The 13,440-nt window shown below is 47.9% G+C and carries 11 protein-coding genes; 6 read left to right on the forward strand and 5 right to left on the reverse strand.

Annotated elements, in window-relative coordinates:
- Positions 1-54 precede the first annotated feature (54 nt).
- On the forward strand, positions 55-1,659 hold the full coding sequence (gene pckA / locus DWX59_RS09870) for a phosphoenolpyruvate carboxykinase (ATP) (protein WP_117558542.1): 1,605 nt from the start codon (positions 55-57) through the stop codon (positions 1,657-1,659).
- 96 nt (positions 1,660-1,755) lie between these two features.
- Here pckA and DWX59_RS09875 read toward each other — a convergent pair whose 3' ends face one another.
- Complete coding sequence (locus DWX59_RS09875; protein ID WP_235844991.1) at positions 1,756-2,904, reverse strand: SH3 domain-containing protein; 1,149 nt, start codon at positions 2,902-2,904, stop codon at positions 1,756-1,758.
- Positions 2,905-3,107: 203 nt separating this feature from the next.
- On the opposite strand from DWX59_RS09875, the gene DWX59_RS09880 reads away from it, so the two are divergent.
- Both DWX59_RS09880 and DWX59_RS09885 read left to right on the forward strand, forming a co-directional pair.
- Positions 3,108-4,289 carry a winged helix DNA-binding domain-containing protein gene (locus DWX59_RS09880; RefSeq protein ID WP_117558544.1) on the forward strand — a complete coding sequence of 394 codons (1,182 nt, stop codon included), beginning with the start codon at positions 3,108-3,110 and terminating at the stop codon, positions 4,287-4,289.
- Positions 4,290-4,477: 188 nt separating this feature from the next.
- Positions 4,478-5,200 carry a DUF5131 family protein gene (locus tag DWX59_RS09885; protein WP_117558546.1) on the forward strand — a complete coding sequence of 241 codons (723 nt, stop codon included), beginning with the start codon at positions 4,478-4,480 and terminating at the stop codon, positions 5,198-5,200.
- 109 nt (positions 5,201-5,309) lie between these two features.
- Here the strand turns inward: DWX59_RS09885 and DWX59_RS09890 are convergent, their stop codons facing one another.
- Genes DWX59_RS09890 through DWX59_RS09900 form a run of 3 tightly spaced genes read right to left on the reverse strand, consistent with a single transcriptional unit; the run spans position 5,310 to position 9,907 of the window.
- A complete protein-coding gene (locus DWX59_RS09890; RefSeq protein WP_117558548.1) occupies positions 5,310-7,868 on the reverse strand; it encodes a hybrid sensor histidine kinase/response regulator in 2,559 nt (852 codons plus the stop codon).
- Between the two features lie 5 nt (positions 7,869-7,873).
- Positions 7,874-8,236: an Hpt domain-containing protein gene (locus tag DWX59_RS09895; protein WP_117558550.1), complete on the reverse strand. Its 363-nt coding sequence runs from the start codon at positions 8,234-8,236 to the stop codon at positions 7,874-7,876.
- 18 nt (positions 8,237-8,254) lie between these two features.
- Positions 8,255-9,907, reverse strand: coding sequence for a diguanylate cyclase (locus DWX59_RS09900; protein WP_117558552.1), 1,653 nt, complete (start codon positions 9,905-9,907; stop codon positions 8,255-8,257).
- Between the two features lie 162 nt (positions 9,908-10,069).
- Between DWX59_RS09900 and DWX59_RS09905 the strand changes: the two genes are divergently transcribed.
- Positions 10,070-11,542, forward strand: a complete 1,473-nt coding sequence (locus tag DWX59_RS09905; protein ID WP_117558554.1) for a GntR family transcriptional regulator — start codon at positions 10,070-10,072, stop codon at positions 11,540-11,542.
- Between the two features lie 80 nt (positions 11,543-11,622).
- Here DWX59_RS09905 and DWX59_RS09910 read toward each other — a convergent pair whose 3' ends face one another.
- Entirely contained in the window at positions 11,623-12,261 is a 639-nt protein-coding gene (locus DWX59_RS09910) for a Crp/Fnr family transcriptional regulator (protein ID WP_227116638.1), read from the reverse strand.
- Between the two features lie 144 nt (positions 12,262-12,405).
- On the opposite strand from DWX59_RS09910, the gene DWX59_RS09915 reads away from it, so the two are divergent.
- Both DWX59_RS09915 and DWX59_RS09920 read left to right on the forward strand, forming a co-directional pair.
- Positions 12,406-12,891 carry a hypothetical protein gene (locus DWX59_RS09915; protein WP_117558556.1) on the forward strand — a complete coding sequence of 162 codons (486 nt, stop codon included), beginning with the start codon at positions 12,406-12,408 and terminating at the stop codon, positions 12,889-12,891.
- On the forward strand, positions 12,888-13,406 hold the full coding sequence (locus DWX59_RS09920; RefSeq protein ID WP_117558558.1) for a permease: 519 nt from the start codon (positions 12,888-12,890) through the stop codon (positions 13,404-13,406). Before DWX59_RS09915 ends, DWX59_RS09920 begins: the two co-directional genes overlap by 4 nt.
- Positions 13,407-13,440: the final 34 nt, after the last annotated feature.

A 13,440-nucleotide genomic window follows, 5' to 3' on the forward strand; every position in this document is an offset into this window, starting at 1 on the left:
AAAATGAGATAATAAGAAGGATTTCGATAAAAATGAAAGAGAGGATAATGAAAGATGGCAAATGTTGATTTAAGTCAGTATGGAATTACCGGAACAAAAGAAATTGTTTACAATCCTTCTTTTGAAATGCTGTTTGAGGAAGAAACCAAACCTGAACTGGAGGGCTATGAAAAGGGCCAGGTAAGTGAGCTTGGCGCAGTCAATGTCATGACCGGTATTTATACAGGACGTTCACCTAAGGACAAGTTCATTGTCATGGATGAGAACTCCAAAGACACCGTATGGTGGACATCCGATGAATATAAGAATGATAACCATCCGGCCAGCCAGGAAGCATGGGATACGGTTAAGAAGATTGCCCTGGAAGAACTCTCCAATAAAAGGCTGTTTGTTGTTGACGCGTTCTGCGGTGCAAACAAAGACACCCGTATGGCCATCCGTTTCATCGTTGAGGTTGCATGGCAGGCTCATTTTGTAAAGAACATGTTCATCCAGCCCACTGCTGAGGAGCTGGAGGTCTTTAAGCCAGATTTCATTGTTTATAATGCTTCCAAGGCAAAGGTTGAGAATTACAAAGAGCTGGGCTTGAATTCAGAGACAGCTGCCATGTTCAACATCACCACACGTGAGCAGGTTATTGTCAACACATGGTATGGCGGCGAGATGAAGAAGGGTATGTTCTCCATGATGAACTACTTCCTGCCGTTAAAGGGCATTGCTTCCATGCACTGTTCTGCCAACACGGATATGAACGGCGAGAATACCGCTATTTTCTTCGGACTTTCCGGAACAGGCAAGACCACCCTTTCAACAGATCCCAAGCGTCTTCTTATCGGTGATGACGAGCATGGCTGGGATGACAACGGCGTATTTAACTTTGAAGGCGGCTGCTATGCCAAGGTCATCAACCTTGATAAAGAATCCGAGCCGGATATCTACAATGCCATCAAGCGCAACGCCCTGTTAGAGAACGTTACCCTTGACGCGGACGGCAAGATTGATTTTGATGATAAGAGCGTGACGGAGAATACCCGTGTATCTTATCCGATTGACCATATTGAGAAGATTGTACGCCCTGTTTCCACTGCTCCTGCTGCAAAGGATGTCATCTTCCTGTCAGCAGACGCATTTGGCGTACTGCCTCCAGTTTCCATCCTGACACCGGAGCAGACACAGTATTATTTCCTGTCCGGATTCACTGCAAAGCTTGCCGGTACAGAGCGCGGTATCACAGAGCCCACACCAACATTCTCCGCTTGTTTCGGACAGGCATTCCTGGAACTGCATCCTACCAAGTATGCGGAAGAGCTTGTTAAGAGAATGGAGAAGAGCGGTGCAAAGGCATACCTTGTGAACACAGGCTGGAACGGCACCGGAAAGCGTATCTCCATCCGCGATACCCGCGGCATCATTGACGCTATCCTGGACGGCTCCATTGCAACAGCGCCGACAAAGCAGATTCCATACTTTAACTTTGAAGTTCCCACCGAGCTTCCAGGCGTAGACCCGGCAATCCTTGACCCACGCGATACATACAGCGATGCATCTGAGTGGGATACCAAGGCTAAGGACCTGGCTCAGCGCTTCATTAAGAACTTTGCAAAATACGAGGGCAATGAAGCTGGCAAGGCATTGGTTCCCGCTGGTCCTCAGTTATAATATCCACAGAATCAGATATATGGAAAACAGGCAGCCATACCTCCGTTTAGGAGGCAGGCTGCCTGTTCTTTCTATGTATGGCTGGCAAGGGACATGCTACTTCTTGTAAAAGCAGTTCCCATCCACCACGGTATAGTCGGAATAGCTTGCGTAATCAGCGTTCTTGGTGGAATTAAAGAAGAGGTAATCGCCAATATGATTGGTTCCTTCAAGGGCTGCCCTGGTTGCCTTTAGGGCGCTGGAGGACGGCCCCTTGGTCAGGTACTTGTCTAACAGTCCCGAGGACGCGCCTGGAAACTGTCCCTGGGCGTAGATGACATCGGTTATGGAACTGCCCCAGCGGCCGGATTTCACCCGGTTCACAATGGTGCTGGCAACTGCCAGCTGGCCGTCATAGGAATAGCCGCCGGCTTCCATCATGACGCAGGAGGCCATCAGGTAAATCTCGTCCTCAGTTGCATTTATGACGTATTTGGGTTTTTCTTCTGATTTTTTCTTGGTTTTTTCCTTTTCCGATTCCTTTAGCGCTTCCAGCTCAGCCTCAATGCTCACCGCCTTGCCCGGAGTAACACTGATCTTGGTGTAGTCCGTGGAGACATATCCGCTGGTATCCGAGGCCAGCTGGATTTTGGCCCAGCCATCTTTTTCTTCCAGAACCGGATAATAATCATCCCCGGCAGCCAGACCGATGATGGTGGATTCAGTGGTGGGTTCCTCACGGACATTCAGCGTCTGTGTGGTGACCTTGGCTGTAAACAGACCCAGTTCCTTGGCAAGGGGTTTGATATCCTGCCCAAATACCAGGTAGTCATTGTTCAGCCAGCCCTCCAGGCCCCCGGAGCGGATTTTGGTCCAGCCGTCTTTTTTCTCCAGCACGGTGCCGCCTGCCCCTCGGTAGCATTTGCCGATGATCTTGCCTTCCAGGGACGGTTTTGCCCGCAGGTTCAGGACATCGGTAACATTGGCCACAACCATATTGTCATATTCGGATGCAGCCGGAGCATGGGTGACAGGCACCTGCTTTGTGCGGATGGATGCTTTGGGAACCGCTGCATCGGTCACGGCAGGGGAAATGCCGGACCCTTGGGCAGTGATTCCGGGTGTGCGAATTCCCTGTATGGGCACCTGCGGGAAAGTCTGCGGGGAAGTCCCCTGGGTGTGGGCCCCTGGTAAGGAAATTCCCAGCGCGGTTATGATGGCAGCCATGGCAAGGGATGTCCATTTCCAGTCAGTATGTTTATGCATTTGTTTCTTAAAACCCCCTGTATCCATAGAATGAATTCCTGTTTTCCTGTAAATGTTACAGAATTGTTACATGCATACTATAGCAATATTTTTCTAAGTTGTCAAGCTTGGGCGCCCTTGCCTTTCTTTTGCGTATCCGATATAATGGACCATATTACGTTGGTATCGGAGCGCTTAAAAACACGACGGAGAGGAGTATCCATATGACAGGGCCGGGCATTGAACAGATCAGGAGTTTCAGGCTGCATTCCCACCACCTTGACGCGGTATACCCAAAGGATGACATGGAAAGGCTTGCCGGTGCGTGCGGGATGCTTAACACCCCGCCTGGCGCATGGGAAACAGCCATGTTTAACCGCGCGCCGGACAGCAGCCTGGCGGACATGGAACGTTGGCTGTATGAGGATAAGACACTGGTGCAGGCATGGAGCCTGCGTGGCGTGCCCGCCCTGTTCCCGGTTTCACAAAGCCCTGTCTTTTTGTCTGCCCTGGTGCCGGAAGGAGACGAACCATGGATATATACCCGTGGGATTACGGGTGCCCTGGACTTTCTCAAGATGGATTTCCAGCCTTTGCTGGAATTGCTCAGACAGGTCATGCCCTGCCTTGATCACAGGGTCATTGTCAGCAAAGCCACGCTGGACCAGACCCTGGCTGATTGGATGCTGCCAATGATCCCCGCGGATAAAAGGGGCTTGTGGAACCAGCCGTCCATGTATGGAAGTCCTGACAGACAGACCGTGGGAGGGGCGGTTGTCTCCTTTCTTTTAAGGCCCTGTGCCTTCTGCGGGCTGGTGGTGTTCGGGAAACGTGATGGAATCAGCCCCACATTTACCTCTTATAAGAATTGGACAGGTCAGCTGTTAAAGCCGGATGAAGGCGCGCCCGGGAATCTGGTCCGGCATTACCTGCACTGCTACGGACCGTCTGGCGTGGATGGGTTCGTGAACTGGCTGGGGTGTTCCGGCAAGCAGGGAAGGCGTTTATGGAACCTGGTTTCAGGGGAAATGGAGCCGGTCATGGCATCCGGGAAAAAGATGTACATCCTGTCTGATGACAGGGAAAGGCTTTTTGCACCGCCTTCCTTTGAGCGGGAAATGATTCTCTTGGGAGGCCATGACCCATACCTGGACCAGCGGGACCGGGCCATCCTGCAGCAGGACCCAGGCCTTCAAAAGAAGATATGGAGGCTTTCAGCAAATCCGGGCGCAGTGGTGTGCCGGGGAGAAGTGGTTGGCATCTGGACAGGCAAAAAGAAGGGGAAGGGGATGGAAATCCAGATTACATTGTGGAAAGAGGTCCATCACAGGCAGGGGCTCCTGGAACTTGCGGAGCAATACGCGGGGTTCAGGCAGCAGAAGCTGGTGAAGGTTGGGTTCCAGTGATTTTAACCCCATGAGCATTTTCCGCCATCCAGCCGGGCAGACCGTGTTCGTTTAACAGACATCTGGTTATGGCATATGTCGTTTTTTTACAATACAGATACGCCCTGTCTGTGATATCATGACATACCAACACATGATGGAGGCTGGTTTTCATATATGTAAGAGGTTATTGTAAAGGAGGACGCCCAATGAACTGGGAGCCGTGGACAGGTTGTTACAAAATAAGTGATGGCTGCACAAACTGTTATTTTTATGGTCCCTATGCAAAACGCTATGGACAGGATACAATCCTGAAAACAGATAAATTTGACTGGCCCATAAGGAAAAATAAAAAAGGCGGATACAACATCAAAGGGAATAAAATCCTTGCCACCTGCTTTGCCACTGATTTCTTCCTGCCGGAAGCAGATGAATGGCGTAAAGAGGTCTGGGCCATGATCCGGGAGCGGACGGACATTGATTTCCTGATCCTGACCAAGAGGATTGACCGGTTCCCTGTATCCCTTCCCGCTGACTGGGGAGAGGGGTATGACAATGTGAACATTGGCTGCACGGTGGAGAACCAGGCAATGGCTGATTACCGGCTTCCCCTGTTTTTATCCTATCCCATGAAGCGGCGGTTCATCGCCTGTGCCCCGCTTTTGGAAGCAATCAATCTGGCCCCCTATCTTCATGGGGTGGATCATGTGACGGTTGGCGGTGAAACGGGACGGGATGCGCGGGAGTGCGATTATGGGTGGGTGCTGGATATCAGGGAGCAATGCGTGAAAGCAGGCGTGACCTTCTGGTTCAAAAATACCGGTTCCCTTTTCAGGCATGACGGAATCGTGGAAAAAGTCAACCCATACAAACAGACCGGTGCGGCGAAAGAGCTTGGCATTGATATTTCGGATGGGAAACGGTTGTTTTGAATGATGGATGGGTTGACGTAGGGAGGACTTCCGCAAAGCGTGGGAGAGCTACACGGCGCTGGGCGTGTCATGCATGGGTTCATACAAAATACCGTTTAGGGGCATGGGTTCATACGAAATACCGTTTTAACAGGCGGGTCAATTCCATGATATCAATGGGCTTTGCTATATGGGCATTCATACCGCAATCCAGGCAATGCTGTATGTCGTCAGAAAAAGCATCCGCGCTCATGGCTATAATCGGAACAGACAGGGCATCCGGGTGATCCAGTCCCCGGATTGCCTGTGTGGCCTCATATCCTGTCATATGGGGCATCCGTATGTCCATAAGGATGATATCATAATAGCCCTGTGGTGAGGTTTGGAACTTGTCCACACATATCCGGCCGTCTTCAGCCCAATCCAGCTCCACGCCCAGATCAGACAGCAATTCCCTTGCCACCTCCCAGTTAAGCTCATTATCCTCGGCAAGCAGGATACGGCGTCCGGACAGGTTGATATCCTGGTCCGATGTCTGGTCATGTTCTGTTTCAGAATCCATATACTGACGCAAAGCATGATACAGCGTGGATTTAAAAAGGGGCTTGGAGATAAAACCGCTGATACCTGCTTCACGGGCCTCTGCTTCAAATTCACTCCAGTCGTAGGCGGAAATCAGCAGGATTGGCACATCATCACCCAGATTACGCCGGATTTCTTTTGCAACCTGGATACCATTCATGCCGGGCAGTTTCCAATCCAACAGGATGATTTGATAATCATCCCTCTTTTTGTGGCGTTGGTTTACCAGTTCAATGGCCTTTTCCCCGCTTAATGTCCATTCTGCTTTTATTCCAATGGATTTCAGGGCTTCCATGGCTGTCTTACATAATAATTCGTCATCATCCACCACCAGCATGTTCCAGGAGGGAAGAACCATATCCATTTCCATGGCAGCAGCCTTTTCAAAATCAAACATGAGAAGGAATTCCGTACCTTTATCAGGTTCGCTTTGTATATCAATGGTTCCTTCCATTGCGTCCACAATGTACTTTGTAATCGCCATTCCCAAACCCGCGCCCTCGGTTTTATGTATCCTGGCTCCATCTGCACGGCTGTAGGATTCATAGATTCTTTTCAGGAAATCCGGCGACATGCCAATTCCATTATCCTTGACCTTGATGTGGATTCGGACATGGCCTTCCCCTTTGGGGGATGCTTCCTCAGAGAGGGATAATTGTATTGAACCTCCTTCCGGCGTATACTTTGTTGCATTCGATAAGAGGTTCAGCAAAACCTGATTCAGGCGTATGCCGTCGCACCACACATTTTCTGTGAAGATATTTTCAACATGTATGTCAAAGGTCTGCTTCTTGGTCTTAACCTGCGGCTGCATGATGTTAACAATTCCTTCCACAACTTCCTTCAGTGAAATCTGCTCTGTTGTTAACGTTAATTTACCGCTTTCGATTTTAGACATATCCAGGACATCATTGATCAGTCCTAATAGATGCTTGCTTGACAATGTGATTTTCCTAAGGCAGTTCTGTACCTGTTTCCGGTCATCTATGTGGGCAGTGGCAATGGCGGTCATGCCTACAATCGCATTCATGGGTGTACGGATATCATGGCTCATATTTGCCAGGAATTCACTTTTGGCTTTGTTTGCTTCAAGCGCTGCCTGCCGGGCCTTTTCCAACTCATGGACCTGGGAGCGGGTTATGGAGAAATACCGAAGGAAAATCAAGGTCAGGATGATTAAAATCGAGGCACAGGACAGCAATGTCATGAACATACGCTGGCTGTCCAGGTTGTTTATGACATGGTCCAAAATACTATAAGACATTACCGATACCAGATACCACTCAGAATAGGGCAGTGATATGCCATAAACCTGCCGTTCCTCACCATTTACATCCAATGTTGCAGCATATTCCTGATGATTTTTTAGCGCTGCGCCCAGTGCTTTGACCGGATTTCCTGAAGATGATTCATTGGCTGCCGAGTCAGGCTGGTTTTGCAGCTGTTCAAAGAAATACCACAATTCAGAGTTGGGATTTTGTATGACAAAACTGCCGTCCGGCCGGATGATATGATAATACATCAGCTGTCCTTCATCCTCCAATGAGAGGAAATCCGTGATATATTCCAGAGGAACGGCTGCTATCAGGCCGGTGCTCCTTTGGCCGTTGTGCATAGGGTAAGCAGCGTCAACGCCAAACAATACCACTTCATTTCCAGCAGAATCAACGCCGACAGCCACTCTTTGTTCCCCTTGTCTTAATGCTTCTACAAACGGTTTTGGGTTAAGCGGCTGTATTGATTGTCCGTAAAGTGTCTGGAAATCCCCCTCTGCAGAACAAAGTGCTAAATAGTCAAATTCCCTGACCTGCGCCCGGTAAATCAGTTCCTCATATAGCGTATCTTTATCGTCCGTATCCGTGGGGACAACGGAAACAATGCCGCTGACCTGATTAAAACGCAATTTAATGACAGTTTCAAAATGCCTGGACATCTGTTCATTCATTCCGGACATATAGATTTTCCCAATTTCGTAAACCGCATTTTTACTTTTTCTGCCCATGTAGATTCCAAGCAGGCTGAACATGATGATACTAAAGATTAAAAGCCCAATGAAACTGCCTATCAGGAAGCGCGTTGTAGGATTTTTCTTTTTACTGTTTTCCATTGACGTCATTCCTCCTTAGAACGTTTGAGTTCTTCAATGGCATTTATCAGTTCATAGTAGTCCCTTGATAATCGCGGCATCATATCAACCGCTTGATTCCAGTCATTTTCTTTTAATGCTTTTGTCACCAGACTGCTGCTTTCAAATAATCTGGCAAAAGAAAGATTTTGGCAGATTCCTTTGAGCGTATGGACTGCCCTGAGGGCTTCATCATAGTCCTTATCACCCATGGACGTCTCAAACAAGTGAAAGCTTTTATCGTCCAGGAATTTATATACAAATTTCCGGACGGTCTGTTCACGCCGCAGTCTGCCAAGCACCTCATCAAAACTGCCGCCGGTTTTCATATAATAATCTTTTAAATCCATCCTTATAGTTCCTCCTTGTCAGGTGTTGTCCGTGCTGTCTTTTTTCTGGTCAAGAAAACATATGGTCACTTGGTTTTTTGTGACTTTTGATTGATACATCATATTGTCTGCAGCTTTGAACAGTTCTTTTGTGGTTCCTGTCCCGTATGCACCGCCGATGCTCACTGACATGTGCAGTCCAGGATGGTCATCAATTATCAGATCATAAACAGAGCGCCGGATCCTCTCAAGTTTTTTCTCAAATATATCTGCAGGTATGCTGTAAAAGATAATTATAAATTCATCCCCGCCATAGCGGATCACGGCATCTGTTTTCCGTACACAGGATAAAACGGTTTGTGCAATGCCTTGCAATACGATATCGCCCACATCGTGGCCATGATTATCATTGATATGCTTAAAATCATCCACATCTATTACAACAATGGCCTGAATATCATCTGCGCCTTTAAAATGCTCGTCATAATAACGGCGGTTGTAGACGCTGGTCAGGGAATCAATGTATAATAACTGCAGGTTCCTCTGCCTGCGGGACAGCAGCGTGTATTTTTCATAGGAAAACAACCTATCGTAGTCTATTTTATTTCTTATATGCCGGTTCTGTTTAGTCTCTTGTGCATGAGGGGTATCCACAAGCTCATTTTCAAGCGTATCCGCAATTTCCTGAAGGCATGACAGGAGAGTGGGATTAAATGCGCCACATTGTCCATCTAAAATCATTTTCAAAGCATCTTTATGTGAATAAGCTTTCTTATAACACCGCTCACTGGTCAGGGCATCGTATACATCGGCCAGGGCAACCACCTGGGCGGCAATGGGAATCTGTTCTCCCTTTAATCCATCCGGATAACCACTGCCGTCATACCGTTCGTGGTGCCACCGGCAGATTTCAGAAGCCACCTTGACAAGCGGGGCTTCCTGCTGTTCAATGGGCAGGTCTGACAGCATATCAGCGCCAATCACTGAGTGGGTCTTCATCACTTCAAACTCATCTGCCGTAAGGCGTCCGGGTTTGTTTAATATTGCATCTGAAATTGAGATTTTCCCAATATCATGCAGCGCGGAAGCAGTACTGATTAATGAAATATCGGCTTTGGACAAAGGATACTGATCCGTGGACCGGACCAGCTGCTTTAGCAGATATTTTGTAATCGTATTAACATGCAGTATATGTAAGCCGCTTTCTCCATTACGGAATTCCACAATATGGGACAGGATTGAAATCATCAGCTTATTGTTTTTTTCCTGTTCGTGAAATTGTTCTGCGATGATTTTCTCAAGACGCTGCTGCCGTGCATATAAAAACATGGTATTAGAAATGCGGCGCTGCACAATGGTGGAATCAAAAGGACGGCTGATATAGTCAAAAGCCCCCAGGTCGTAGGCGCGTTTTATATTGGCAGGGGAATCGTCCGCAGAAATCATAATAACAGCAAGGGTGTCATTCCAGTGGTATCTGTTTATGCAGGCCAATACTTCAAACCCATCCATTTCAGGCATCATGATGTCCAGAAGCAGAAGGGAAAATTCAGCTCTTTGCCTTCTGAGGATGGAAATTGCTTCCATACCATTCTCAGCCTCAGCCACATCATACTGTTCTTCCAGGATATCGGCCAGAAGGGCGCGGTTCATTTCTGAATCGTCCACAATTAAGATTTTTTGTTTTTCCATGATTCTCAAACTCTTTCCAAAAAATTTCACGGTTTTATTATAAATGCTATCCATGCATACTGGCAACAGCCATATTGGTAAGGTGTGCAAATAGGTTACCGGGTTTTACTGCTGACAAAAGTGGGCCATCATGATATAATTCAGACAGATAGGAGATGAGTCATGAAACCACAAGAAACAAAATTTACATTTGTATATAATGAAATAAAGCAGTGTATCCTGGAGGGACAGATACCTCCTGGACATGCCCTGCCATCTTCAAGGATGTTGTGCAATCAATTCCATGTAAGCAGGTACACGGTTAACCGTGTCTTTGACGCACTGCGGGAGGAAGGCCTGGTTCATATCCGGCCCCGCCTTGCGCCAACCGTTGCCATAAGAAAAGACGCTTCCGATCCATCCGGTGCTGTTGCCGACATTTTAAAACAAAGGGAAGGTATTTTACAGGTATATCGGACGTTTGCACTGATACTGCCTTCCCTTCTGGTTTTTTCCCTGCAGGGATGTGATGTGGAGATAATGCCTCACTATAAACAGGCTATGAAAGTATTGCGTTTGGGAAACCGCGTCGGCGGATGGCGCCTTCCGTCTAAATTGGGCTATGATATTTTAAGGATAGGCGGCAATTCCTTATTCGGTGAACTTTATTCCACGTTTGGCCTTTACAATAAGCTTGCATTTTTTACTGAGGACTGCCCCTACTTCGCGAGTCATTTTATAGAGGGGTCTGAATCCGTGACCGGGGTTATCATGGATATATTAAAGGGCGGTGATCCGCTTACAAAGTACAGCCAGTTATCAGATCTGTATCAGGAACTTGCGGATTCCATTGAACGTACATTAAATTATCTGTCAGATACAACACCGGATTGTCCTGCGCAGACCGGTATCCCGTTTTCATGGAACCCTATGCGGGGGCAGGATTACCATTACTCAAAAATTGTTGATGACATGAATCGGAAAATTGGCCTTGGGGAATATTCTGCCGGGATGTATCTTCCATATGAAAAGCAGCTGGCGGTCCGGTATGATGTCTCTTTATCAACTGTCAGAAGGGCATTGTCAGAACTCGAACAAAGAGGTTTCGTAAAAACATTAAACGGCAAAGGTACGATTGTCACAGAACCTGATGTCACGAAACTTCATCAGCTGGCCCTGAATTCCGGATATGTAGAAAAAGCATTGCGTTACCTTCATGCCCTGCAGCTGATGATATTAATTATCCGCCCGGCGGCGCTGGCAGCTGCTCCTGAGTTTACCAGAGAAGAATTGGATGGGCTGGCAGAGGGATTTTCTTCTTCAGACGCCATCTATTTATCAGGCATGTTAGAGGCCATCATGAACCATACAACTTTAAGACCTTTATATGTCATATTATCGGAAACCAATCACCTTCTTGAATGGGGACATCATTTTGCTTATTATATGACCAGGAGACATACACTTTCACATCTGAACAGGCAGATAATCCTGGCGCTCCGTCAATTAAGGGACGGTGATGCAAAATCCTTTGCTGACAGGATTGCAGATTGTTACCGTTACATTCTGGTTTGTACAAAGAAACATATGGCGGAAAACTATAAGCTGCATCATGTGGCGAATATCCGGATTCCGGAAACATACTACCCTGTCTGACAGGCAAGGGAAGGGGGAGCCTTGGGGCAGGAGCCTTATTTTTCGTGATGCAGCCCCGGGAAAAGCCGTGAAATTCCGGCTTAATACAGGCGGAATCTGGATTTGTGAAAGTCTATGATTCCGTCCTTTTTCATATTTGACAGTTCCCTGGACAGGGCGCTCCGGTCCATGTTTAAGTATTCGGCCATGGCATTCCTGTCAAGTGGGACCGTAAATGTCCCATCATCAGATAAGGGCGGAAACTTTTTTAGATAGGCAAGGATCTTACTGCGCGCAGAAGGCCGGAGCAGACAGTCCAGCCGCTCATGCAGGACCAGGCCCTTTTCAGCAACAATCCCTATATAGTTACGGATCAGCTGCCTGTGGCACGGGCAGTTTCTGCTGCAGCTGCCAATCAGGGAATCATAGGAAATAAACAAAGCCCGGCTTCCTTTTTCCACGGCAACGGATACAGGGCTTATCTGTTCCTGGCGTGAGGCCAGAAGAACGCCGATTTCACTGCCTTTCCTAAGGAGCGTGATGGTGATGACATTTCCCTGCAGGTCTGTCTTGTAGGACCTGCCCCATCCGGACAGAAGGACGCCAAACATCCGGACCTTGTTTCCCTCCTCAATGACCACGGTATCTGATTTATATTCCATGGTCCGGGCATTCAGACAGGACATGAGATGGGCTGCGTCCCTTTCTGAAATACCGGCAAATAAATTTGTCTGTATCAAATCTTGTATCATTGATTTCATCGCTATTTGGTTGCCTGCGCAACTTACCTCCCAGACTGATTGTAATATAATAGGCCAATAGAAGCAAGCTGAAAAGGAGGATTTAAAAATGATCCTGTGGGCAGGAATCCGGGGAGGGAGCCTATGAATCGCGTTTTTACCATGTTTCTTTATGCACTGGCGATTTTATTGCTGATTGTATCTGTTTACAAAGACCGGGATAAAACAAAAAGGGGAATACAAAAGGGCATTTGGATGATGCTTGGGGTACTGCCTTATTTCCTGACCATCATGCTGGTTACCGGCACGGCCCTTATCTATCTGAAGCCGGATACCATCAGGCAGATTCTGGGGGCAGAGTCCGGCCTTCGGGGAATGATAACCGCTGCCTTGGCCGGTACGGCCGCTCTTGTACCGGTTCTGGCCGTATTCCCAATGGTGTCCGAACTGCTGAGAAACGGGGCTGGCACGGCTCAGATGGCCATATTCATCTCAACCCTGACAACCGTGGGATTCATTACAATCCCTTTGGAAATCAAATACCTGGGAGTCAAGGCAGCGGTTCTCCGAAACATCCTGTTCTTCCTGGCGGCATTCGCCACTTCGTATCTTCTGGGGGTAATGTTATGAAAAAAATAAGAGCCTGGATCATCATGGGGGCTGCCTGTATGGCCGTAATCCTGTCCTTGCCGGAGGACTACGGCGCAGTGATGTCTTATGCGGGCGCAGGGCTTATGCAGTTTTTGTGGAACCTGATTCCGGTGTTCCTGTGTGTGGGACTGATGGACGTGTGGGTTGAAAAAGAGAAGATGATAAAAATCATAGGGGAGAAGTCCGGCTTAACGGGCAAGGTCCTTTCACTGTTCATGGGCATGCTGACCGCCGTGCCGATTTATGCATTGCTGCCAATCGCAGGCCTGCTCATAAAAAAGGGCGGCAGGATTTCCAACGTACTGATTTTTTTATGCTCCAGTGTCAGCATCCGGATTCCGCTGTTGCTGTTTGAAACCTCCGCATTGGGGTGGAAGTTTTCCATCTGCAGGTTCCTGCTCAATCTGCCCGTTGTTCTAGTGATAGGCTGTGCCATTGAAAGAGTGCTTTCAGATAAGGATATAGAAGATATCATTCAGTTACTACTTCGATGACCTGTTTCCAATCAGTTCCATGAAAATGAGCAAG

This window comes from Enterocloster aldenensis (assembly GCF_003434055.1).
Taxonomy (GTDB): domain Bacteria; phylum Bacillota; class Clostridia; order Lachnospirales; family Lachnospiraceae; genus Enterocloster; species Enterocloster aldenensis.